Here is a 23,079-nt window from a genome sequence, read left to right as displayed (position 1 = left end):
AGGTGTAGGTTGAAATCTATATTAATCACTGGCGCATCATCAGGCATAGGTAAAGCACTGGCTTTGCATTACGCTGAACAGGGCAACGAGGTGTTCGCTGGTGGCCGTAACAAACAAAGGTTAGTTGAGCTTTGTTTGCACCGCCCAAACCTTCATCCTTTTGTCTGTGATTTAACCAACAGTAATGAGATTAAATCAGCTACTGATAATTTATCTTTACTTGATATTGTTATTTTGAATGCTGGTAGCTGCGAGTATATAGACGATCCAGTTCAATTTGATGGTGAGTTATTTGCGCGGGTTATCAATTCTAATTTGATCTCAGTAGGCTATTGCTTACAACACCTATTGCCACTGATTAAAAAAGGTGGTCAACTTGTGTTGGTAAGTTCAAGCGCGCAGTTTTTACCTTTTCCACGAGCAACTGCTTATGGTAGTTCTAAAGCTGCCTTAACTTATTTGGCACGTACTCTCGAAATAGAATTAAAACCACATGGCATTGGCGTTAGTGTGGTTCACCCTGGTTTTGTTGAAACACCTCTGACTGCAAAAAACGACTTTGATATGCCAGGCATTATTTCGGCAGAACAAGCCGCGCAAGCTATAGTTAAAGGTATAGCTGCAGGCAAAGCTGAGATTAATTTTCCATTCGCTTTTATTTGTTTTCTTAAATTTTTTACTCTGTTGCCACGTTTTGTCTGGCAAAAAGTCGCGCAAAGGATGACTGTTTAATGAACCAAACTTCTCGTAAAAATGTGGCTATTATCGGCTCAGGTATTTCTGGTTTAACCGCAGCTTATTTAATTAGCCAAAAACACCAAGTTACTGTGTTTGAGCAAAACGATTATATTGGTGGCCACACTGCCACCAAAGAAATTGAATACCAAGGCGAAAAACACGCGATAGACACAGGTTTTATTGTGTTTAACGACCGTACCTATCCAAATTTTTTAAAGCTGCTGAGTAAATTGGGTGTAGGCAAACAGCCTACTGAAATGAGTTTTAGTGTAACTAATCATTTTAATGGGCTCGAGTACAATGGTAATAATTTAAATAGTTTGTTTGCCCAACGTCGCAATATTTTAAACCCTAAGTTTTGGTGTTTGCTCAAACAAATTGTGCGCTTTAACAAACAGTGCAAACGCTTGTATGTGGGGTTAGATGAAGGGCGCGAGCTGCCGCTTGACCATACCTTAGGTGATTTTTTACAAGACAATCATTTTTCGGACTACTTTAAACAAAACTACATTTTGCCAATGGGCGCGGCTATTTGGTCGACCAGCTTAGTTAAAATGGAAGCTTTTCCACTGCGCTTTTTCGTTCAGTTTTTTTATAACCACGGTTTATTGAACATTCAAGACAGGCCGCAGTGGTATGTTATTCCCGGTGGTTCGTACCAGTATATTCAGCCGCTTATTCAAGGTTTTAAAGACAATATTAAATTAAATGCCGATATCAAATCTGTTCGTCGTAATTTTGATACAAATGAGCAGGGCGTGGAAATTGTGTTTAATTCGGGCGAGGTGCAACACTTCGATGAAGTGGTGCTGGCTTGCCATTCTGACCAAGCTTTAGTTTTGTTAGAAGATGCAACAGTTGCCGAGCAACAAGTGTTATCCGACATTCCATATAGTGCTAACCAAGTCGTGTTACATACAGACACTTCGTTGCTGCCTAAGCGCAAATTAGCTTGGGCGAGTTGGAATTATCAAATTGGTTTATCCAGCATTGAAAGCGAGTTTAATCGCCCAGCTTGTGTTACCTACAACATGAATATTTTGCAGGGGCTAAAATCGAAACACACTTTTTGTGTCACCCTTAATCAAACTGAGCAAATTGACCCAAACAAAATTATTCAGCAGTTTGTTTATCATCACCCTGTATTTAATCAAACCAGTATTGCCGCGCAGGCTCGCCGCAGTGAAATTTGTGGGCAAAACCACACCCATTTTGCTGGTGCATATTGGTTTAATGGCTTTCATGAAGACGGGGTAAAAAGCGCATTGGCCGTGGCCGAGCGTTTTGGTGTGAGTTTATGATGGTAATTGTTTATGTTGCTTAAATCTGGCTTGTACTCAGGCTTTGTTCGCCACCGTCGCTTTAATAAAGCTAAACATGAGTTTAGTTATAAATTGTCTATGTTCGCGCTCGATTTAGATAAAATTGATTTAATAGTGGACGAGCAATTTTGGTTTGGCAGACGTTGGTTTAACCCTGTGCGTTTTAAACAGTCTGATTATGTAAAACTGGCTAATTCAGATGCACAAAATAAAACTGAACCATTGGCACTTAAACAACGTATCAAACAAAAAGTTGCTGAGTTAGGTGGTAATTGGTCGGGCGATAAAGTGGTGATGTTGGCGCAATGTCGTGGTTTAGCTTTGTATTTTAGCCCGGTTAATTTTTACTTTTGTTATGAGGGCGAAACCCTAACTTGGATGTTGGCAGAGGTAAGTAATACCCCATGGAATGAACGCCATTTTTATTTGGTGGATATGCAAAACACCCAAGATACCGACAAGTGTTTTCATGTGTCACCCTTTATGAACCTGGATATGCGTTACGTGTGGCGAATTAACTTAACTAAAGGCAAAGCCTTAGTGCATATAGAAAACCACGCTCAAGGCCATGCTGATGCTGCCGATGGCACTAAGTTGTTTGATGCCACCATGAGCTTAAAACAAACTCAAGTATCAGCGGTTAAATTGTTGCAAGCGGCCATAGCCGTGCCGTTAATGCCATTAAAAATTGTGAGTGCCATTTATTGGCAAGCATTAAAACTATTTATTAAACGAGTACCTTTTGTACCTTATCAAAACCCTTTACCTAATCAAAACTGTGTATCAAACAAAAGACGAGGAGAAGCAAGTGGAGCGAGCGCACAATCTAAATATTAAAGCAGCTGATTCTAGCTTTGAACAAGGCCAAACTTTGGCGGGTTTAACGGGGCTGTCTTGGTTTAATTTAAAGTGCCGTAAGTTGGTGTTTTCAACTTTAAACACTATGCAAGCCGGGGGTTTGGTGATTGAAGAGGGTACTGAGCGCATTTGTTTGGGTAACCAAAACAGTGATTTAGTCGCAAGCATTCGCATTTTAGACGCAACTTGTTATATCGATTTTGTCACAGGTGGCAGTATTGGCGCATCAGAAGCTTTTATTGATCATAAATGGACAAGCAGTGATTTAACTAAAGTGATCCAAGTATTTGCCCGCTGCCAGCAAGAGCTTGACCAGTTAGAGGGTAAATCGTCCTTTCTAAATAAACTGCAAAACAAAATCCTAAGCTGGAAAAATTCAAACACTCAAGCAGGCTCGAAACGTAATATTCTCGCACATTACGATCTAGGTAATGATTTATACACCCGCTTTTTAGACGACAAAATGATGTACTCGGCGGCGATGTATCCAAATGCGGATACAAGTTTATCTGAAGCACAAAACGTTAAGCTTAAAACCATTTGCGATAAGCTTGAGTTAACCGAGCAAGATCATTTAATTGAAATAGGCACAGGTTGGGGCGGTTTAGCTATTTTTGCTGCACAAAACTACGGCTGTAAAGTAACAACAACAACGATTTCAGACGCGCAGTTTGCATTCGCACAAAACAAAGTTGCTGAGCTGGGGTTAGCTAATCAAATTACATTGCTAAAACAAGACTACCGCTTGCTAGAAGGTAAGTTTGATAAGCTGGTTTCAATTGAGATGATTGAAGCGGTTGGCCATGAGTTTTTACCAATCTTTTTCAAGAAGTGTAACGATTTACTAAAACCCAACGGCAAAATGTTATTGCAGGCGATAACCATTGCCGACCAGCGTTATAATCATTACCGTAAAAATGTCGATTTTATTCAAAAATATATCTTCCCAGGCGGCTGTTTACCCTCGGTATCTGTAATTGCCCAGCAGTTTGCTCAATCGACCAATATGGTGATTGATAATGTGCAAGATATTGGTTTGGACTACGCCAAAACCTTAGCTGATTGGCGTTATAACTTTGAAGCAAATTGGCAAGATATTGAGCGCTTTGGTTATGACAATAAATTTAAACGTTTGTGGTTATACTATTTGGCTTACTGTGAGGGAGCCTTCCTTGAGAGGGTAATATCCACCCATCATATCGTCGCCAATCTGCGTCATCCTTGAAATTACAGCGTCGTTGCCTGCACAAAGTCACCCTAATCACATAGTAAACTATGCTCATAGGGCTGACTTTGTTTGCCGCCTAGCTGTAATCCCAATGCTTTAGCAGATTGAAATATTATGCAAATGCTTTCTAAAAAATTCTGGCTAGTTAACCTAGTTCTATTTCAACTATGCTGGTTGTTGGCCGCTTTTTATCAGCAGCAGACTGTGGTTTTTATGCTGCTGATAATCATCCTGCATTTCGTTTTATCACCTACCAAAAAGTTGGATTTTAAGGTGCTGCCTGTTGCGCTGGTGGGCATGTTAATCGACCAAATATTAATGCAATTTGCGGTGGTGCAGTTTGTTGGTGAACCTACCGTTATACCAATTTGGTTAATGTTACTTTGGGTGATTTTTAGTTTTTGTTTAAACCATAGTTTGAATTGGTTGAACCATATTCAAGTTAAGTACGTAGTTTTGTTAGGAGCAACCTTTGGCCCAATCAGCTATTTTGGTGGTTTATCGCTTGGCGCGTTTGAGACCAGCACATCTCAAAACATGTTTTTGCTTACCTATGCAGCTGTTTGGGCCATCTTTTTGCCTTTAAGTCGGTTTTATTGCCAACGTTTTATCTTAGAAAGTAAATCGTGCTGAAATTGACGCATTACGGCCATCACCCGGTGAATGAATAGTGCCGCTGCCGTCGCTGCTAAAGTCGTAGACATACTCGTAATATTGGTCAAACAGGTTGTTTAGATTCAAGCTAATGTCCAAATTATCCAATGTGTAATTAAAACTCATATGGGCTAATGTGTAGTCGCCGTATTGTCCACCTTCATTCGCTTCGTTTACGTAATAATCGCCTTGGCTATCAATATGTAACGATGCTTTAAACTGGTCTGTGATATAAGCATCTATACCAACCGAGGCTGTATATTCCGGAATACTTCTAAGCTCGTTGCCAATATTGCTCGCACCAGCTTCGCCTGGGTTAACAATTTTAGTGTCAACCAGCGAGTAGTTCGCCCAAATACTCAAGTTGTCATTTATTGGGTAAGATGCTGCTAATTCCCAGCCGCTACGCTCAGTTTTACCTACGTTTACTGATGTGCCATCTACCAATACAAACTCGTCTTTGGCGTTTTGTTGCCAGCTTGATAATCTGATATTTAAGCCTGTAATTGGGCTAAATGAGGTGCCTGCTTCCCAACCGACGTTTTTTGAAACATCACGACTGTTTACATCACCAGCTGTATATAAAGATGAACCATATGGATGTTGGAATGATTCACCAAAATTAAAGAATAATTGCCAGTTTTGCGTTGCTTGGTAAAAAACATTTAGTTTCGACTGTACAATCCAGCCAAAGTCGTAAATGTCACGTTTGTTTTGTGTGCCATCTGCTGCAATTTGGACAAAATCACCAGCTAATTTGTCAGCTCTAACCCCAAAATTCCATTTAAAATTGTCGGTCAGCTGGTTTTCTACTGAGGTAAATACCCCAGTGCTGTCTAGGCTATAATCATAGTTGCGGATTACGTTGCTGGTGTCGCGAATACGGCTTTGTCCTGTTGTACCAAATCTTTGTTCTATCACATCCTCTTGTTGGTGCGATAAACCAGCGGTTAACGTCCAAGCTGAATTTATTTGATATTGGGCATTTAAATTTAAGCCGGTTTGTTGTTGGTCGTCATATCTATTTTGCAGCGAACCTGCTTGGCTAAAACGCACCCAGCGTTCACGTTCAAAAGTTTGCCAATAGGCATTTGCATCAATTTTTACCTGATCGAATTGACTGTTTAAATGAATGCTATTGTGAACCGTTGTTTTATCGCCGCCATCTTCGCTTGCATAACTGGCTGATGATGTAGGGTTGGCACGTGCGGCTTCTTTAGATAAATAGCCAGGCGCGTCAGCATCAAAATGTGCATAACGACTGATAAAACCTAGTTTTATATCGGCATTTATTTGATAAAACCATTTACCAGCAATGGCATAACGCTCTAAATCTGTGTTGTCGCGATAACCTTCACTTTGTCGGTAACCTAATGAATAGTTATGGGTTAATTTACCCGTTTGCTGACCTGTGTAGGCTTGTAGTTCTGTGGTGTTATAGCTGCCATATGTTGCTTCTATCTGGGTTGTGTCTACATCACTGCGGCTGTTTATTTGGTAGTTGCCGGCAATGTTAAAAAGCCCATAACGAACATCGCTAGTGCCTTTAAATGCTTGAATTGAGTCGATACCTAAAGAAAATATCTGATCCATTTCGGCGTAGCCTTGGTGCAGGTTTGTCGCAATACCATCAATTATGAGTTTTGCGTGTGGCGAGCCGCCATCACCATCAAACCCTCTGATGGATAAATCAGCGTTTATTGGCCCTTGGTTGTAGCGTGAAAGCGAAATGCCCGGCAGCTTAGTAAACAATTCAACATTGTCGTCTACGTGTAAATCTAATAACTGATCGCGGCCAATTATCTCGTAACTGCCAGCTAAATTGTTTGGTTTAGCTCCTTGGTATTTACCAATAACCACTATGTTTTCGGTTGTGTCATTGGCGCTTTTTGCAATTGCTTGCTGTGATAAAAATGCAGCCGTTAGCGCTAAACTAACCTGAGAAATTTTATATTTGTTAAACAACATTTTTTGGTCCTACTTTTTATTTGTGTGAATTGGCTGAAAACTGTGGCAGTAAGGCGATCTGCTGCTGGTCAAATTCAACTTGGTTAAATATCAATGGATAATAAAAACTGCGCAGCTCTGCATGAAAATCTCGCACTTGTTGTTGGTAGTTGGCGCTGGTAATCGCATCTGTGTTGGCTAAGCGCGTCATGGCTCTTTGCACTGCTATGCTTGGCGACAATACGCTCAACCAATTGGCTGCTTGGTATTTTTGTTTGGCTGCTTCTCTATAAGCTTTAGCAAGTTCAGCCGCTTGTTGGTCACCAACTTGTTGAAACGCGTAGTACCATTTCCATTCAAACATCTTGTTCATGTTGGTATGGTTTTTCCACTCAGGGTGAGTTTGAGTAAAGGCGTCGAATGTTGTTTGTGGTGGTAGATCCCACGCATCGTTTACCGCTTCTCGTTGCACCATTAATATGTCACCACCATTTGGGCTGGTGATTTGCTGCTCTATTACTGCATCACCCACTACAGGGATAACAAAAGCTGTGATTAACCAAATGCTTAGTAAAATGGACGCTAAACGTGGTGCAGGCGCATTTGTTTTCGCTAACCCGTAACAAATAGCAGCCCAAACAATTATTTGCGCCAAACAAATTAAACTCACTAAGATAATTTGCGAGATTGCTACTTGGTTAAATACTGCGGCAACTATAAAGGGCAGAATCAGGGTTAAAAATAGGTTGAGTGTTAACACAAGTGCGCGTGTAGCCCATATTTTAAGTGGGCTGGAAGCTGTGACTGTGAGTAAGTCATAACGGCCGGCTGCACGTTCGTTGGCAAAGAGATCATGCAACAATAAAATTAATATCAGCGGCAGTAGCACACTCAATACAAAGGCAAAATCAAAATGACCTGTTGCAGCTAATTCAGGATGGCCGATATCACTTTCATATATTTGTCCTTCCAGCGCTAACATTCTAATGCGGTGTTTCCACGGGTGGGTATCACGATTGCCCATAGCGGCAAATGCGAGCTGTGACGGCGGTAGGTAAGTCAGGTGAAAGTTGTAATAGGCGATGCTGCCAAAATCATTTTTGCTGTTAAATACAATTTGTTGTTCTTGCGCATCCGCTTGTAATAAGCGAGTGATGCTTTGTTGCTGTTTATTCGCTTCAATAATACCTGTGTACAGGGCAAAGCTAGTTAACATTAGGGTGATGAGTAAAAGGACAAAAATACGCTTTTGTCTCAGCAAAAAATTTGCTTCACGTTTAATATCTTTAAATGAAATTAACATTGGCCTTTTCTCCCAATTAAACCGAGGAAAACAGCCAAGATAATTAGCCAAAACGTCAGTTGCATTAAGGCTAATTTGCTTTGTGTCAGCCTTTGCTCTGCATTGAATGGTTTAAACTCAAAGTTGTTCAGAATTTGCCAGTTATTCGCTGACACTCTGGCGTTTTGCAGTGCCTGGCTGTCTTGGTAACGATTAATATCCGTTTGATAATTTAATTGTTCTGCATGCGCTTTATTGAGCGACTGCACAAATTCGTATCTAACTTGTTCTGCTTCGCGCAAAAACTTGTGGTAGCTTCTGATATCTGTTCCGGCTAATTGCATAGATAAACCGCGTATCGCTAGTGCAGGGGTTAACCATGCAAACAGTTGGTTGGTTGTGCTTTGCTTTAGTTCGCGCTGCATCTGCTCTTCGGCAAAAGTGTTGAGTATCTTGGTTAGTTCTGCTTCTGAATTTTGTGCAACTATGCCTCGAAAATTAACCGGTAAATCTTCAACTTTTTCGACTTGGTATTGCGCAAGCAAATTTGCTTTGAGTTGCAAAAATGCAGGATCTGCTGAGTTATGCCCATCACCTAACTCGCGCAATTTGGCTTTTACTGCAAAGTCATTTTCTATTTTGCTCGGCTGTTCTACTAAGTATTGAGTTGTGTTAGCGGCAATTCGAGGAAGCAATAAACAAGCGAACAGCCAACTACAAATCAGCATGGCAAAACTACTGTTGTTGCTGTTAGTTAACGCCGATATCGCCACTATAAATAGTGTCCAAATTAATAGGTAAAGCATATAGCTAAAAATAAAAGTAACTATTATTGCGCTCGATTCACCATGACTTGCAGCCAATAGGCAACCCAAAATAAATGGACTTAAAACCAATAAATTGACACTAAATAATGCAGCCACTTTGCCCAAAAGTATTTGCCAATAGCTCAAACCTTGCGCAAGCAAAAAAGACAGTGTGCCGGCTTCTGTTTCTCGGCTAATGGCGCTATAGCCAATTAAAATTAACAGCAATGGGGCAATGGTTTGTAATACAAACGCAGGCGATAAAGGGCCAAATTCGGTTAATTGACTGCTGTGTTGTTGATTAGAGAAGGTTGCTGAATTTTGTCTATGACCTTCTAAAAATATTGCTTTACCTGTGTATGAGTCTATCCCTGGATCTATAGTACTCAGCGGCGTTGAGTTTCTAAACAGATAATGGCCGTAGTGAACCATACGGTGCGGGTGGCGGTCTGGTTGGTCAATAAAAGTTTGTTCAGCTTGCTGCTGTAAATGGGCGCGCTGGTGGTTTTCATCTGCAACTGAGATTGTGGTTAAAACCACAGAAGTTAACGCCAACACAATAGAAATGATAATAGCGACTAACGCCAATTTAGAGCGTCGCCAATAGCGCCATTCGTCGTGCGCAATAATTAATAGGGTGCTCATGCTCTGATACCTCGAACAAAAGCTTTGTGGACAGTTTCTGTATCTATGGTTTGATTGTGCTCAGCGTTAAATAAACTAATCAATTCACCTTGATGGAGTAAACCAATTTTGTTTGCGACTTGGCACGCACCATAGACATCATGTGTAACCATAAAAATGGTGCTACCGGCTTGCGCGAGTTGGCTCATTAACTGATTAAATTCGTCAATGGCTGCTGGATCTAACCCTGAAGTTGGTTCGTCTAAAAATAAAATTGGTGCTTGGCGCAACAAAGCCAAAGCAATCGCGGTTTTTTGGCGCATGCCTTTGGAATATTGGCTTAAATTGTTATGCCATGCTTGCGGCTGTAAGGACACTTGGGTTAACGCGTCTTCAATTTGCTGCACACTTTGTTGGATATCCGCAAGTGACAGAAAATATTGAATGTTTTCAATTGCGGTTAAATGCCCATACAACATGACGGATTCAGGTAAATACGCTATTTGTTTACGGCTGGTATTTATGTGTTGATGGACAGGTTTGCCCAAAATGTTCGCACTTCCTGATTGGGGTTTTACTGTGCCTAAAAATGTTTTTAAGGTTGTGGATTTTCCCGCACCATTACCACCTAACAGCGCAAATATTTGTCCTTGTGCCACCGAGAAATTAACTTTGTTTAAAACCAGTTGGTTGGCGTAAGCCACAGATAAGTTGTTTGCAGATATAACCGAATCTTTCATTTGCCTATTCTTTATATTGTTATGTTATAACGGTTAGATTATGTCATTTATTGTAATGTTATACAATAACATTAATTAAAGAGGGAAGAATTATAGAGGAGTGAACCAGTATTCACTTAAACACGTACACATACACAAGCGTTTTTACTGAGTTGATACTAATGAAAATATCTGTGTTTGTGTGGTTAACAGCTGTTGTTAGCACTTCTTTATCGGCGGAAGTGCCGTCACCTTTGCGTGATTTATATAAACATGGCCAAGGCACTATGCAGGTGTATTTTTGGAAACTGTATGATGCTGAGTTTTATCTACCAAGCAAAACCTTAGACCTAACCGATTACCCACAAGCGTTAAAAATTACCTATCTACGAGATATTAAAAAGAAAGATTTAATAGATGCGACGAAAGAACAGTGGCAGCACATTGGTTTAACTCATGAAAACCAAAATAGTTGGCTGAAATTGTTGGATGATATTTGGCCTGAAATTACTAAAAACGACACTTTGGTTGTGCGGGTGGAGCTGGATGGAACAAGCCAATTTTTTTATCGAAAGGCGGGTGGTAAGTCACTGACATTGCTCGGTGATGTTGCTGATCCTGAGTTCGGTAAAAGCTTTTTGGCTATTTGGCTGTCGCCAAAAACGTCTCGACCTGATTTACGCGAGCAATTGCTCGGTTTAGCTGATTTAAATTAAGGAGCTTGTATGCGCTGTGTTATTTCTAAACTAACTAAAATATTTGCAAGTGTCAGTTCTGCAGTATTGCTGGCTGCCTGTTCAAGCAATATAAATGATTATGCAAATACTAACCCTGAATTGAAATTAGACGAATTCTTCGATGGAGAGCTCAAAGCTTATGGTGTTTTGTTTGATTACAGTGGTAAATTAACTCGTCGTTTTAAAGTAGATTTACAAGCCAGTTGGCAAGGCAAAAACGGTACGATTAACGAGTGGTTTGAGTTTGATGATGGTGAAAAACAAACCCGTATTTGGCAGCTGGAAAAGCTGGCTGATAATTCGTACGTTGGCACTGCTGGTGATGTTATCGGTAAAGCTTATGGCACTACTAATGGCTCTGTTTTGCATTGGCGCTATGTGTTGGAAATTCCTTACAACGACAGCACAATGCAAGTTAACCTAGATGATTGGATGTACCTAGTCGACGAAAAACGCTTATTCAACAAAACCGACATCATTAAATTTGGCATCAAAGTAGGTGAGTTAGTGTTGTTTATAGAGAAGGTTTGAGTTGAGCTATTGACCGCTAAAGTAATCATTATGCCTTTAATGATTACTTTAGCGGTCGTTAAGGTAATTTTTTAAGAGTTATTTAACGCATGTTGCAACGCTTGATTCGCTTTCATTTGAACATCAGGCTTCACACCTTTGCCTTCTATTCGGCCATTTACCGCAGAATAGTAATCCGCTACCGGTATAAATAAGTGCAGTTGGTGGGGCAGGTCAAAAATGGTTTGTGAAAGCATTTCGCCTGCTGTTGTTTCACCGACTATGGTTACATTTTCAAGTTGTGATAACGCATCTGCCGCCATTTCTGCTGCGCTTGCGGTTTGTTTACTTGTTAATAAATACACTTTTCCTGAATAGTGCGGGGCAGTAGGTTGCATTTGCACTCGGGTAAATGGACTTGCTTGTACGTCTTGCCAAAAGCGTTGAATAGACCAACCATTCCAACTTGCTACTTGCGCTATCTGCTGCTTTTGTGGTGGTTGTGAATGTTTGGTAAACCAAAGCTGAGATACAAATACACCAACATCTAATTTTTTCTCGGTTAGGTGTTCAACTAAAGGTTTTACCGCAAATGCACCGCCATGATTATTGCGTAAATCTACAATCAGCTTGGCTGGCTTGTGTTGGTTTATTTCTAGAAAAGCTTGATGAATGTTTTCAATTGTATCTACACCCATCATGGTATTTATTGCCATGCGAGCTGTATCCGCTTGCGGCCAACTAAGCTGTACTGCGTCTTTACCAACATTCATTTTATCTAAATAAGCGGCGAGTGATTTAGCATCTGTTTGTGCTGGTGCTAAACGCACATGTGAGAAGGGACCACTTTGCCATAAATGGTTAAACTCGCTAATAAAGGTCTCTAAATCGTTAGATTGCTCCGCAAGTTTAAGCACCTTGTTTTGTATCTGTTTAAATTCAGCACTATTTAATTCAGCTGGGTTGTAATGATATTGCTGTTGTAGCGCAGCTATTTGTTTACTTAGTTCAACAAAATTGATTTGCCCATATGTTCGTTTTGTTGAAGATGCTTTTTCTTGTGCATGAATGAGCGGACTTAAAATAATAAAAGCCCACATTAAGGTAAACACGCCCCATTTAGCTTTGTTGGACAGCATAAATTTCCTCTTGTTTTTCTGATAGGTAACTAATCTTGAAGAACAAAAGGCAGAAAGTGCGCCAATTAATCTAATGTACTGATAATTATAGATTTATTTTTATATTTTTAGTTAAATATGTATATTTTTGTTTTGATGTTGAGTTATTTGACTAAGTATTGGTTTAAACGGCTATCTTTTATAGGTTAAGTTAGAAAGTTGCTCTTGAACCAATCCCAAATACCTAAGGAGAAGTGTTCGAATACGTTAATCCCAAGTGCTGATTTAATGATATATATGGTTAGCAGACTGATTAATAATATAAAGGTAATAAGGCCTGTTAAGAATATGGTGTTTATTAATTTCGCCATTCGTAATTCGGCTGTTGAAAGTGTCCGCTTATTTTTCCCGATTAGAACAACGTAATAATAACGCCACTTAAACAAAGACACTGTACCCCTAACGTCAATTGAATGTTCACCTCCTCGATTGTTAATTGCACTTTTAAGATGAATTATTTGTTCTGGGGTAAATGACTTAGCTACGTTGGCTGGGATGCGTTGAAACAGCCGTTTAATTTCAGGCGACTGTTCAACACTAACTGTTTTTTGATTTGGTTCGCTTATCGTATTGTCTATCATAGAATTACCTAAGCTTTTACTTCTTTGGTTGGATAGGCTTCATAACTTGCATAGCCATAATGGCGTTCAAAGAAGTTATTTTTCATATTCACTTCATTAAGCACAACGCCAGCTACTTGAATGTCTGCTTCCGCTAAGCGTTCTAGGCCTTTATTTACAATGTTAACTTTGCTCGAATCGGCTTTAAGTACATAGATAGTTGAATCAACAAGTTGAGCTAAAACTAGACTATCAGTTACAGGTAATACAGGGGGCGTATCTATAACGATTTTATCGTAGCGATTGGCTAGTTCGATTAATAAGCTTTTAAATTTATTGGAGCCCAGTAATTCCAGAGGATTAGGCGCAATGTAACCAGCAACTAGCACGTCTAAATTGCTATCGTTTTGGTGAATGATGGCTTGTTCTAAAGTGCAGTTGGTGGCCAAAACGTCTGATAGCCCTGAATTTAGGCCTTTCAATTCAAGTGCAGTCGCGAGGCTAGGGCGTCGTAAATCTGCTTCTAGTAACAATGTTTTACCCATTTGCGCATAAGCAAGTGCCAAATTAATTGCAATAGATGACTTGCCTTCACCTTGTATGGCTGAGGTTACCGCAATTGTTGTGGGTTGTTGGTCAACATTGTATAGCGCAATTCCTGTTCGTAACGAACGAATCGACTCAGCAAAAGATTTGCACTTGGGGTTTGTAAACCAGCTGCTAGGTGCAGTAGCTCTGTACTTAGTTTTCAGTTTGGGTGTGAAGCACAGAAGCTTTTGAGAGAGCGCCATTTCTGCATCTTCAGGAGTTCTAATTTGTTGATTGATGGCTTGTTTAACTATTACCACCAACACAGATAAAACAAAGGCAGCAACACCTGAGATAGCCACGTATAACAATTTGTTTGGAGAACTCGGCAGTAATGGCACTTCGGCAGCATCCAAAATTTGCACTAACCCTGTTTTAAAATCACTGGCGATATCCGTTTCTTTCAGCCTAGCTAAGAATATGTCATATAGCTTTCTATTGGCCTCAACTTCGTGTTGAAGTTTTAGATAGGCGAGTTCTTTACTGCTAATATGTTGAAAATTTTCTTTAGCCTTTTCAAGCTGTTGGAGTAATTGTTTTTCGTTCTCTCTTGCGGTTGTTAAATCCTTTTCAATACCTTGGCTTAGTTTAACTATTTCTAAGGCAAGTTTATCGCGCAGGGCGTTTAACTGAGCGCTAGCCGCTATTATTTTAGGATGTTTTGGCCCATATCTTTGTGCTAACAAAGTTAGGTTCTTTTCTGCATCTATCTCAGAACGTTTAATTTCTCGAATAACAGGGTGGTTGCTTATTTCAGCCAAACTACCTGTTGCTTCAATGTTATCGCGCGAGCTTGTGCTAACTAATAAAGCCGTACTTTCAATTGACAGACGTTTTTCTTGAGCTTTTAGGTAGCTGGCGTTCAAGCTTTCTAACTCATCGGCTGCAATGCTTTTAACGCCCTGAATATCTAACAGGTTTTCACTTTGTCTAAAGCTTTGTAGTTTAAACTCAGAGTTATCTAAATCTTGTCTTAACTGATTTAGCCTGTCTTTTAACCACACAATTGCATTGTCGGTCACTTCTAATTGTTTACTGATTTGTTGTTGAATAAAAACATCTGCAATTTTGTTGGCTATTTTGGCACTGAGCGCAGCAGAGTTACTTTTAAAAGAAATTTTTACTACATGAGTGTTATTAACTGGCGTTATCGAAATTCGCTTCTGGAAATTTTCAATCAGTTTCGCTTTTCTAGCTTGAACAAGTTGTTCGGTTGTCAGTTCATCTTTTTTATTTGCTGCGGGCAACAAGGGTCTAAAGGTGGTTTTCAGTCGGCTTATGATGCCACCTTCACCCAGTTGAAATTCTGGATCTTGCGCTAAGTTAAGTTGGTCTATTACTGCTTCTGCTATTGCTTTTGAGCGTAAAACTTCAAATTGAGTGAGCAAATATTCTTTTTTACTAGCGTCAAGAATATATACCTCGTCTATTGAAATTGCTTTGTCTTTTTCTGGTTTGATTAACAATGAGGTTGTCGCTTGATATTGAGGCGCCAAACCTGCTATGTAGTGAGCAGAAAAAATAGTTACAACAATAACAAATAGGCTAATCCACCATTTATTTTTTATAACTGCACGGGTGTATGTTTTTACGTTAACAATAGGTTCGTAAGGTGAAATTTCTAATTTTTGCATATCCATTCCCCGCCTTGGTTAGAAAAAACTTTGTTTGATTGTGACTGTATCACCCGGTGATATCGTACTGGACAATTGCCCTGACAAACTTTCTTGTTCTGATTTTATCGTGATCTTTTTTTCGGATGCTCTGTCTGTTAAGCCGCCAGCTAACGCAATAGCTTGGTCAACATTCAGCCCGGGTTGGTAGGGATAAGCGCCTGGCTTTTTTACTTCGCCGTGGATATAAAAGGGCCGGTAGCTTACTACCGAAACATTAATAACAGGATGAAGCAGGTAATCACCTTTCAACCCATTCGCAATTAATGTTTGAACTTGTTGAGGGGTTTTGCCAACAACCATTATGTTGCCTAAAAATGGAAAGTTTATTTGTCCATTATCGTTAATGGTCGTTTCTATGGTTAGGTCGGCTTCTTCGTAGACTAAAATTTGAATTTGATCGCCTACACCTAGTTTGTAGTCGTTTGCTATACAGCTAAACTGCCAACAGAGAAGCGATAATAATAGTGCGGTTCTCACAATAACACCTCCAAGGTTAAACTGAGCATGTTTTTGTCATACTCAATCTGATTTAGGGTTGAGTCCTTTACATCTATCTGGTTACTGGCCGTTAAACGAAGGGTTTTAATCGGCAAATAACTTAGACCTAGTTTTAAGTGTCGGCTGTGGTCGGTTCTATCCAAACCTACATAATCGTCGTTGCTATATCCAATTTGTAGTTGGCTTTTAAAAAAAGCTGACCACGAATGTAACCAAGCAAGTTTCGTGCTATTTTCGGCAATATAGTCACCATTTGAAAAAGGTTCTTTGGTTGCTCGACCCACCGACACGCTAAATTCTGAGTAACTGCTTGCTTGCCAATTCAAGTTAACGTCTACTGCTAAACCGTTAAAATCTTCTCTGGCAGCATCATTGAATTTTTTGTTTTGAAAACCAAATTTAATTTGACCTGTTAGGTGGGATAAGCCAGCCCACTTTACGCCCACGAGTAATCTGCTTTCGCTGCTGTCTCGACTGATAGAATTATTATCTCTATGTTTATAAAGGATTTTTGTTTGATTGAAATCAATTGATAGGGCAGTTACTTTGCCAATTTTGTAATCAAATTCGCTGAAGTAGCTATATTTAGCATAGTCTTTACTTTGAGTTAGTTGATTGAAGTTTCGATAATCTAATTGGCTTAAATTGACCCCAATGGCTAATTTTCCTTGTGCGCCTTGGCTGCCATATTCGTAGCGTCCGTTCATTTGATATTGATTAAATTTAATCGCGCTACTGGTTATATTTGCATCAAACTCGGTTAAGCCTGTACCACGAGCTTGATGTCCTTGTATAATTTTTGCTCCAATTTGGACATTGTGCTTAGAATGTGCACTGTTTGAGAGCTTTGCTGCGAATACTTGATCGTAATAGTCGGCTTCTTCAATGTTTAAGTATTGGCCATATTGCCCTGCGTATTCTATTTGACTTGTGTAATTTTCAGCGGTTAAGTCAATTTTAACTAGAGGTGAAGTTTGTAGTACGCTGGCTGTTTCCGCTGATGATTCAGCAAAGTAGACGTTGTTGTCGTGTAGGTAATTAACTTTAATGCCGGATGTTAACTCTATACCTTCTGCTAAGCGAATTGCACCTTCTTGTGCTTGGCTAAGGCAGGTTATAAGTGATAGGTTTATTGCTAATATGTACTTGGCTGTTTTATGCATATTCACTCCACTTTTATTAAGCGGTTGATGAAGATTCTAGAAAAAAATAAAGGAATACCAACAACATATCTAAAAAATAGTCGTTTAGGTTCTTTTATCAATCGGTACAACCATTCGCAGCCCATTTGTCTAAAGGCTTTGGGCGCGCGCTCGAATCTGTTTGCATAAAAGTCAATTATTGCTCCGCCACAAATGATCAGCCAAGCGCCAGTTAGTTGTTGGCTGAGTAGCTGGCAGACGTATTCTTGTTTGGGCATTCCCATAGCTAAAATAACTACATTAAACTCTGCTTGTGGTTGTTGGTTTAACAAACTTAAGTAGCTGTCTGCTTGTGCAAAGCCATGTTGGGTTGTGCATGGAACATTATTTAATAAGCGCTGTGTGCCTTTACTCAACCAAGGTTGTTCGGTTCCAAAAACAAAATAATTTACTGACTTTTGATGCGACTGCTGAATATGTTTTATCAATTTGGGAATAAAATCTGTGCCGTTTAAATTTGCGCCACTAGGACATTTATTGAGTTTACAACACATTGCCATACCCGAGCCGTCACGCAGCCTATAAGTGAGGTGGTCGAAGTTAAATTTGGTTTCGCCATTTTTTTGAATTAGGTTATATGCGTGTTGATTAATAAAACCTAGCGAAGTTGGTTGGCTAATCTCAGCTAACTGTTTTACAAAAGCTTCAACTTTATTTTCTTCAAGCAAATGCATTTTTTTTAAAATGGGATCTTGTACTTGTTGAGTATTAATAAACATCTAAGTACCTCTGATTTACTTGGTTCCAATTAAATTGATTCGCATATAGTTTGGCTAATTGTGCTTTAGATTCGTCCCAGTCTTTTATGAGTTGCTGCGATTTTTGTTGAAAATCTTGCTGTGTTATTTGAAATGTCGCACCTGTGTTTGATTCTGCAACAAATCGTTTAAATGAGGGCACAGCTTCATTTAACAGAGGAACTAAGCCATATGACATAAGTTCAATAACACTTAATCCGAATCCTTCGTAATTCGACGCACTAATGACAAACTTAGCTTGCGATAATATTTGGGTTATTTGTTCATTTGATTGATCGAGTTTTACCTCAACTCTTTGTAAGGGTGATGCACTGTCATATTTTTTTAGTATCTCTTCACCACCAGCTTTTGACTGGCCAATTAAATACAGTTTTGCATTATTATCAGGCGTATTTTCAAATAGTTGGATTAGTGCATCTATTTGTTTATTACTACTAAAACGACCTAGGTAGACGTAGATATCTTGTTTGGTCGATTTTGTTTTTACTCCAAATTTTTCTAAGCTGACGCCGTTTTCAATTAAATAGGTTTTTTGATGTAGTGGTTTAAACATTTCGAAATCGTTGATCCCACAGCAGGTGACAACTTGGCATTGACTCAAACTAAATGGGGTAATGGTTTTGAAAAATAGCTGTTTGAGTTTGGCGTTTTTATTGGTGTGGAAAAAGCCGCCATGTGTGGTTAAAACAAGTTTGCTGCTAATCAAGCTTAACCGTTTTAATAAACTTATGTAGTCGATAAAAAAATCAACTGCGTGTACATGCACTATGTCATAGGCATTTAATTTTTGCGCTGGAATAAAGCATATTGGGTAGCGGGTAGAGCCAAACCAGTTAAAGCGGTAGATAGTTAAGTTATGGTAAGTTTGCTGCACACTGAGTCGCTCGCCTGTTTGATAGTTAGTATTTAACGTAAATATCGCGACTTGATGCCCAGCTTGCTGTTGTGACGTGGCTAGGTTAAAAACTACATCTTCTAACCCACCAACGCTGGGATAAAACTGACGCACAATATGCACTATTCTCATGAATACTCCTTCATTACATACATTTTTGCCATGCTTGACGAGATACCAAAGTGGCGTAACAAAAAAGGGTTAAATTTATCCAACAAATTGGCATGCGGATCATGTTGTTTGCTTGGCATTCCACAAGAAAATAGATGTTGCCTAGGAAGATAAATTTTAAAAAATAGTTGATTTCAATTTGGCTGAAGCGGGCATACCAATAACTACTGAAAATGAGTTTCCATAACAAAAGAATTAATATTAGTAAGCCAAAAATTCCTGCATCAAATAGCGCAGTTAAAAATATGTTGGTACCACCACGGCCTGAGTTGATGCCGCCGCCGTATGCATATTTGTTTCTTATCTCTTCGTCGTAGGCCAAATAATTTAGCGAACCCGCGCCATTCCCACTAAATGGATTTTGTTGGATAAAATCCAATGTCATGTTTATTGCAAACAACCGAGAGTTGATTGCCCCTGCGTCTAACTCTGGGTTTTCCAAGTTAGAGAAAACATCGAAACGCGTGACAACAGATTCAGGCGCAATAAGTAAAAAAACTATAAATATTGGAATGGCTACAACTATGAATCGAGTCAGTTGAGCGATGTTTTGTTGAAAGCTTTGTAAGCTAATTTTGTATAAAACGAATGCAGTAATCACACCTAAAATAGCTGTTCGGCCAAATGAACTGAGTAACGCGAATACTAGCAGCCAAAGTATATAGCTTTTGTAGCGATAGAAACGTGAATGGCTCGGAGTAAAATAAGCAGCCAACAAACAATAACCAACAAACATTGCGTGCCAATCCGTTTCGGAGAAGAAGCTTTCTGCCCGTGGCACGCCAATGTCGTCAAAATGGCTAATGCCAATGTTTATACCAACCGCAAACAACAATAGCTGCAAAATACCTACTACGGCGCAGATAATTCCCAGTAATACAATTGCGTCAAACATATCAATTAGCTTGAACTGTTTGTAAATAATAAAGTTATATGCTGATAGTAAAAATGCTGTGAGTAGTGCATGGCCAGTTAGAATGACCACATATTGCGACCAGGATAAAACACTGCCGAAAATGAGCGGGATAAATAAAGAGGCATACCAAAGTAAAAAATATCCAAAGTGCAGAGGGATGAGAATTCTTTTTCGCAACACCCACAGCGATAAAACGACACAAATAAGCAAAAAAGGTTTGATTGAAAAACTTGTATCTATCCTAATTCGATAGCCATCAAAAATTATAAGCCCGAAAACTATCAGCAAAAACATAAACTGATGTCTTTGAAAAATATTATGTTTATTCATGCAGCGTCGTCCTATACAGGTCATAATATTTTTCAGAGATGGCCTCTGAACGGAACTCTTGGCTATAGCTGAGACAGGCTTTGGACATTAACTGATAATGCTGTTCGTCGCTGAAAACTTTTGTTAGTAGGGCGGGTATTTGTGAAAAATCGATAGGGTCGAATATGTAGCCTGTCTTACCCGGAAAAATTATTTCGGGCGAGCCGCCTGTGTCTGACGCTATTACTGGGATACCAAAAGCATACGCTTCATATATAGTTCGTGCGAGTGGTTCATGCCATAAAGAAGGCATGATAAGGACATCAATTTGCTTGAATAAAACTTCTGGAGACACATAGCCCAGCAAAGAGATATTGTTACTGCTTTGGATCTCTTTTTGGATTGTCGCTTCAGCATCGCCTTTGCCAGCAATTAACAGTTGGTATTTGCTATTATTCTTGAGTAATTTTACCAGTTCGACAATGCCTTTACTGGTATGCAACCGGCCTATATAGCCAAGTTTAATAACTCTGTTTTTTGGATAAGGTTTAACTGGGTTGGACAATGGGCTATCGTTAATGTTGTAAACGACTTCTTTGTTGACCGCGTCGGTAAAGATTCCTTCTCTTAAGTGATCATCTAAAATATATCGACTATTGCCGACGACAGTTTTGACTAGTTGAGAGCGAGCCCTGCGTTTACTCGATTGGCACTGGCAAGCTACGCACATTTTTTCGCAACTGTTGCCTCTTTTAAATTTACTACTTTGGTAACATTGAAAATAATAGTCTCGAATAGTATGAATGACTGGAATTTTCGTTTGTTGTGCTACTAGCAGAGGTATTGATGAAAAGCCTAACAAATTGTTTGTATGGATGAGATCTGGCTTCTCATAATTAAAAATTTTGCTGAAGATTGGGCTAAATTTTTTGTTGTCGAATTCCTTTATGTGCCATATCGTTTTATTTATCTTGTTGTGGCTATCATCGAATATGAATCGAGAGTTACGATGATCTAATCGATAAACTTTTATCCCATCAACATATTCTATTTTATCTTGGTGTTCATTATTAAGTGTGACAACTATTGGATCGATTTTTTTGTATTTAACCAAGGCTAAAATTAAATTTTTTAATGACTTCTCTGCGCCACCGATTACGATAGGGTCAAATAAAGTATTTACGAATAAAATTTTCATGCTTTACCCCTCATGCAATTAATTACCGACAAGTTGATTAGCAGTAGGTTGAGGAAGGCGCCAATAAGACTCACTTGCAAAAACAATATAAAATCGTTTTGCCATTGCGCAGCTAGGATGCCCAGAGAAATTGTTGTCAAATAAAAGTATTGGCTGATTAATACAGGTTTTAAGTTGCCAAAAATTATGAACTTTTGACTAGTTATTCGACTCGCTGAATCCAAAAAGACTCTGAAAAATAAATAGTTGGCTATTACAGCTGCACCACTAAATTCGCTGCCAAATAGCATAGGGATAATGTGAGGTAAAACTAGCAAACACAGTAGTAAACCGAGTAAACCTACAAATAAATATATTAAAAGGAACGTATAACTTGCCCGAATAAACTCGGGCTCGGCAATCGATTTATACTTAGCTAAAAATATCGAGATGACATTTTGAATTGCGTGCTGCAAATTTAACGCAAGTGCAGCGGCCACTGCATATAATCCTACTTCAGCTTTGCTTGCGATAAAGGCAATAAGCACTTTATCGACATTGTTAAATATCAGGGTATTAAGCTGTTCATACCAAGAATTTTTACGATATTCTTTTTCAGAATTGCTTAATTCTGTATGGGTTGAATATTGAAGGCGATTGAATAGTTTCTTAAATAGATTTAGTACTAACACAAGTTCGATGGTGCGCGTTACGATTTGCAGTAAAAACACCCATGCGGCATCTTCTAGCTTCAGGTAATGGGCTAAACATAAACCCAATAAATTTAGGCTAGGCGTCACAAACTTTACGATGTCGGCTATGACAAATTTTTCATCTAATGAATTTAAGCCACTTAAAAAAACAGCTATAGAAAATGTTGAGCACGCTAACATAGTCAATAACAGATAGTGGTAGAATTCAATATTGATTTCATGGCCTAACAGGCTATAAAACAGGCCACTCCAAATCAAGCCAAAGAATATGCTTGCGTACAAAGTGTGTAGAGAATATAACCGAATGTTTTGCCCATTATGCTGGCTTGCCAGCATTAGGCTTAATTTCGCATAACCGAAACTGCATAGCTGAGGGCAAATACTCAAAGGGAGAAATAGGTAATAAAATTCGGCTCTGCCTTCCAAGCCCAAAATACGAGCTAATAAAACGGAATTTAACGTGGCTATGCTGAGACTTGCTAGCAAGATAAAGCTACTTCTGATTAATAATTTAATCATGAGCACCTCTATTTAATTTTCTAGTTGAGGTGACTTGCTGCTTTGTATGGTGAGTTTTTGGGTCATATCTAGCTCCTTGATGTTATTAGCGAAACACTTAAAAGAGTTTTCTGACTACATTTTAAGCTGTGCATTTTATGTACCAGTACGTCGTTTAAAGTGGGCTGATTTAATTTTTTGAGCTTTTATTCTTGAATAATCAAGGATTTAATTTGGTTGTTTTTATCATTGGTACTATATCTTTGGTTCTTGATGTGTTTTTGTGCGTTGTTCGTGGGATATTTTGGTGCGGAACGAACTATTTTGGTGAATTTTCTTTATTATCAGTATGTTAACTATGTGTTTTTTGTGTTATCTAAATAATTAGACAAAAAAAATGATTGTTATACACGATATGAAATATCGCATGTTCGAGTGTGATTTGTTTGTTATCAAATTGTTCATGTGACTTTTTGGATTGGATTTTGCAGGTTTTTTAACCAGCTGGAGTTGGA

At 39.0% G+C, this 23,079-nt stretch carries 21 protein-coding genes; 7 read left to right on the top strand and 14 right to left on the bottom strand.

Annotation, left to right across the window (positions count from 1 at the left end; genetic code table 11):
* Positions 1–9 precede the first annotated feature (9 nt).
* The 5 genes from ACMZOO_RS03380 to ACMZOO_RS03360 all read left to right on the top strand — a co-directional run bounded on the left by ACMZOO_RS03380 (position 10) and on the right by ACMZOO_RS03360 (position 4,779).
* Positions 10–732 (top strand): SDR family NAD(P)-dependent oxidoreductase, encoded by a 723-nt coding sequence (locus ACMZOO_RS03380; protein ID WP_440905391.1) that lies wholly within the window; start codon positions 10–12, stop codon positions 730–732.
* Positions 732–2,039, top strand: coding sequence for an NAD(P)/FAD-dependent oxidoreductase (locus ACMZOO_RS03375; RefSeq protein ID WP_440905390.1), 1,308 nt, complete (start codon positions 732–734; stop codon positions 2,037–2,039). The genes ACMZOO_RS03380 and ACMZOO_RS03375 overlap by 1 nt, the downstream gene beginning before the upstream one ends.
* A gap of 12 nt (positions 2,040–2,051) precedes the next feature.
* Positions 2,052–2,897 carry a DUF1365 domain-containing protein gene (locus ACMZOO_RS03370; RefSeq protein ID WP_440905389.1) on the top strand — a complete coding sequence of 282 codons (846 nt, stop codon included), beginning with the start codon at positions 2,052–2,054 and terminating at the stop codon, positions 2,895–2,897.
* On the top strand, positions 2,869–4,143 hold the full coding sequence (locus ACMZOO_RS03365) for a class I SAM-dependent methyltransferase (protein WP_440905388.1): 1,275 nt from the start codon (positions 2,869–2,871) through the stop codon (positions 4,141–4,143). Before ACMZOO_RS03370 ends, ACMZOO_RS03365 begins: the two co-directional genes overlap by 29 nt.
* A 117-nt stretch (positions 4,144–4,260) precedes the next feature.
* The gene (locus ACMZOO_RS03360; RefSeq protein ID WP_440905387.1) at positions 4,261–4,779 is read left to right on the top strand and encodes a DUF2878 domain-containing protein; all 519 of its coding nucleotides are present in this window, start codon (positions 4,261–4,263) and stop codon (positions 4,777–4,779) included.
* Here the strand turns inward: ACMZOO_RS03360 and ACMZOO_RS03355 are convergent.
* Genes ACMZOO_RS03355 through ACMZOO_RS03340 form a run of 4 tightly spaced genes read right to left on the bottom strand, consistent with a single transcriptional unit; the run spans position 4,759 to position 10,199 of the window.
* Positions 4,759–6,768: a TonB-dependent receptor gene (locus ACMZOO_RS03355; protein WP_440905386.1), complete on the bottom strand. Its 2,010-nt coding sequence runs from the start codon at positions 6,766–6,768 to the stop codon at positions 4,759–4,761. The genes ACMZOO_RS03360 and ACMZOO_RS03355 overlap by 21 nt on opposite strands.
* Positions 6,769–6,784: 16 nt before the next feature.
* Positions 6,785–8,050, bottom strand: coding sequence for a DUF3526 domain-containing protein (locus tag ACMZOO_RS03350; protein ID WP_440905385.1), 1,266 nt, complete (start codon positions 8,048–8,050; stop codon positions 6,785–6,787).
* On the bottom strand, positions 8,044–9,480 hold the full coding sequence (locus tag ACMZOO_RS03345) for an ABC transporter permease (protein ID WP_440905384.1): 1,437 nt from the start codon (positions 9,478–9,480) through the stop codon (positions 8,044–8,046). The genes ACMZOO_RS03350 and ACMZOO_RS03345 overlap by 7 nt, the downstream gene beginning before the upstream one ends.
* Complete coding sequence (locus ACMZOO_RS03340; protein WP_440905383.1) at positions 9,477–10,199, bottom strand: ABC transporter ATP-binding protein; 723 nt, start codon at positions 10,197–10,199, stop codon at positions 9,477–9,479. The genes ACMZOO_RS03345 and ACMZOO_RS03340 overlap by 4 nt, the downstream gene beginning before the upstream one ends.
* Before the next feature lie 161 nt (positions 10,200–10,360).
* Here ACMZOO_RS03340 and ACMZOO_RS03335 point away from each other — a divergent pair, with 161 nt between their 5' ends.
* Together ACMZOO_RS03335 and ACMZOO_RS03330 are read left to right on the top strand one after the other, a co-directional pair.
* The gene (locus tag ACMZOO_RS03335) at positions 10,361–10,894 is read left to right on the top strand and encodes a chalcone isomerase family protein (RefSeq protein WP_440905382.1); all 534 of its coding nucleotides are present in this window, start codon (positions 10,361–10,363) and stop codon (positions 10,892–10,894) included.
* Between the two features lie 9 nt (positions 10,895–10,903).
* Positions 10,904–11,446, top strand: a complete 543-nt coding sequence (locus tag ACMZOO_RS03330; protein ID WP_440905381.1) for a DUF3833 domain-containing protein — start codon at positions 10,904–10,906, stop codon at positions 11,444–11,446.
* A gap of 71 nt (positions 11,447–11,517) precedes the next feature.
* Here ACMZOO_RS03330 and ACMZOO_RS03325 read toward each other — a convergent pair whose 3' ends face one another.
* From ACMZOO_RS03325 to ACMZOO_RS03280, 10 genes are all read right to left on the bottom strand, one after another.
* Entirely contained in the window at positions 11,518–12,564 is a 1,047-nt protein-coding gene (locus tag ACMZOO_RS03325) for a S41 family peptidase (protein ID WP_440905380.1), read from the bottom strand.
* A 185-nt stretch (positions 12,565–12,749) separates the two neighbouring features.
* The gene (locus tag ACMZOO_RS03320; RefSeq protein WP_440905379.1) at positions 12,750–13,184 is read right to left on the bottom strand and encodes a 3-phosphoshikimate 1-carboxyvinyltransferase; all 435 of its coding nucleotides are present in this window, start codon (positions 13,182–13,184) and stop codon (positions 12,750–12,752) included.
* Between the two features lie 8 nt (positions 13,185–13,192).
* Complete coding sequence (locus ACMZOO_RS03315) at positions 13,193–15,385, bottom strand: GumC family protein (RefSeq protein ID WP_440905378.1); 2,193 nt, start codon at positions 15,383–15,385, stop codon at positions 13,193–13,195.
* Between the two features lie 18 nt (positions 15,386–15,403).
* A complete protein-coding gene (locus ACMZOO_RS03310; protein WP_440905377.1) occupies positions 15,404–15,904 on the bottom strand; it encodes a polysaccharide biosynthesis/export family protein in 501 nt (166 codons plus the stop codon).
* On the bottom strand, positions 15,901–17,088 hold the full coding sequence (locus ACMZOO_RS03305) for an outer membrane beta-barrel protein (RefSeq protein WP_440905376.1): 1,188 nt from the start codon (positions 17,086–17,088) through the stop codon (positions 15,901–15,903). The genes ACMZOO_RS03310 and ACMZOO_RS03305 overlap by 4 nt, the downstream gene beginning before the upstream one ends.
* A 2-nt stretch (positions 17,089–17,090) precedes the next feature.
* Positions 17,091–17,846: a WecB/TagA/CpsF family glycosyltransferase gene (locus ACMZOO_RS03300; RefSeq protein WP_440905375.1), complete on the bottom strand. Its 756-nt coding sequence runs from the start codon at positions 17,844–17,846 to the stop codon at positions 17,091–17,093.
* A complete protein-coding gene (locus tag ACMZOO_RS03295; protein ID WP_440905374.1) occupies positions 17,836–18,912 on the bottom strand; it encodes a glycosyltransferase family 4 protein in 1,077 nt (358 codons plus the stop codon). Before ACMZOO_RS03295 ends, ACMZOO_RS03300 begins: the two co-directional genes overlap by 11 nt.
* Before the next feature lie 13 nt (positions 18,913–18,925).
* Positions 18,926–20,197: an O-antigen ligase family protein gene (locus ACMZOO_RS03290; protein ID WP_440905373.1), complete on the bottom strand. Its 1,272-nt coding sequence runs from the start codon at positions 20,195–20,197 to the stop codon at positions 18,926–18,928.
* Positions 20,190–21,374 carry a glycosyltransferase family 4 protein gene (locus ACMZOO_RS03285; RefSeq protein ID WP_440905372.1) on the bottom strand — a complete coding sequence of 395 codons (1,185 nt, stop codon included), beginning with the start codon at positions 21,372–21,374 and terminating at the stop codon, positions 20,190–20,192. The genes ACMZOO_RS03290 and ACMZOO_RS03285 overlap by 8 nt, the downstream gene beginning before the upstream one ends.
* Positions 21,371–22,585: a hypothetical protein gene (locus ACMZOO_RS03280; protein WP_440905371.1), complete on the bottom strand. Its 1,215-nt coding sequence runs from the start codon at positions 22,583–22,585 to the stop codon at positions 21,371–21,373. The genes ACMZOO_RS03285 and ACMZOO_RS03280 overlap by 4 nt, the downstream gene beginning before the upstream one ends.
* Between the last annotated feature and the right edge of the window lie 494 nt (positions 22,586–23,079).

It is taken from the genome of Catenovulum sp. SX2 (genome assembly GCF_052056295.1).
GTDB lineage: Bacteria > Pseudomonadota > Gammaproteobacteria > Enterobacterales > Alteromonadaceae > Catenovulum.
This window is presented reverse-complemented; position numbering and strand designations above follow the sequence as displayed.

Excerpts from the sequence above, each read along its gene's own strand:
- ACMZOO_RS03370 (WP_440905389.1), top strand. The coding sequence starts at position 2,052 with ATGTTGCTTAAATCTGGCTTGTACTCAGGCTTTGTTCGCCACCGTCGC.
- ACMZOO_RS03355 (WP_440905386.1), bottom strand. The coding sequence starts at position 6,768 with ATGTTGTTTAACAAATATAAAATTTCTCAGGTTAGTTTAGCGCTAACG.
- ACMZOO_RS03320 (WP_440905379.1), bottom strand. The coding sequence starts at position 13,184 with ATGATAGACAATACGATAAGCGAACCAAATCAAAAAACAGTTAGTGTT.
- ACMZOO_RS03295 (WP_440905374.1), bottom strand. The coding sequence starts at position 18,912 with ATGAGAATAGTGCATATTGTGCGTCAGTTTTATCCCAGCGTTGGTGGG.
- ACMZOO_RS03350 (WP_440905385.1), bottom strand. The coding sequence starts at position 8,050 with ATGTTAATTTCATTTAAAGATATTAAACGTGAAGCAAATTTTTTGCTG.
- ACMZOO_RS03375 (WP_440905390.1), top strand. The coding sequence starts at position 732 with ATGAACCAAACTTCTCGTAAAAATGTGGCTATTATCGGCTCAGGTATT.
- ACMZOO_RS03305 (WP_440905376.1), bottom strand. The coding sequence starts at position 17,088 with ATGCATAAAACAGCCAAGTACATATTAGCAATAAACCTATCACTTATA.
- ACMZOO_RS03345 (WP_440905384.1), bottom strand. The coding sequence starts at position 9,480 with ATGAGCACCCTATTAATTATTGCGCACGACGAATGGCGCTATTGGCGA.
- ACMZOO_RS03300 (WP_440905375.1), bottom strand. The coding sequence starts at position 17,846 with ATGTTTATTAATACTCAACAAGTACAAGATCCCATTTTAAAAAAAATG.
- ACMZOO_RS03325 (WP_440905380.1), bottom strand. The coding sequence starts at position 12,564 with ATGCTGTCCAACAAAGCTAAATGGGGCGTGTTTACCTTAATGTGGGCT.
- ACMZOO_RS03285 (WP_440905372.1), bottom strand. The coding sequence starts at position 21,374 with ATGAAAATTTTATTCGTAAATACTTTATTTGACCCTATCGTAATCGGT.
- ACMZOO_RS03330 (WP_440905381.1), top strand. The coding sequence starts at position 10,904 with ATGCGCTGTGTTATTTCTAAACTAACTAAAATATTTGCAAGTGTCAGT.
- ACMZOO_RS03335 (WP_440905382.1), top strand. The coding sequence starts at position 10,361 with ATGAAAATATCTGTGTTTGTGTGGTTAACAGCTGTTGTTAGCACTTCT.
- ACMZOO_RS03280 (WP_440905371.1), bottom strand. The coding sequence starts at position 22,585 with ATGATTAAATTATTAATCAGAAGTAGCTTTATCTTGCTAGCAAGTCTC.
- ACMZOO_RS03340 (WP_440905383.1), bottom strand. The coding sequence starts at position 10,199 with ATGAAAGATTCGGTTATATCTGCAAACAACTTATCTGTGGCTTACGCC.
- ACMZOO_RS03315 (WP_440905378.1), bottom strand. The coding sequence starts at position 15,385 with ATGCAAAAATTAGAAATTTCACCTTACGAACCTATTGTTAACGTAAAA.
- ACMZOO_RS03290 (WP_440905373.1), bottom strand. The coding sequence starts at position 20,197 with ATGAATAAACATAATATTTTTCAAAGACATCAGTTTATGTTTTTGCTG.
- ACMZOO_RS03360 (WP_440905387.1), top strand. The coding sequence starts at position 4,261 with ATGCAAATGCTTTCTAAAAAATTCTGGCTAGTTAACCTAGTTCTATTT.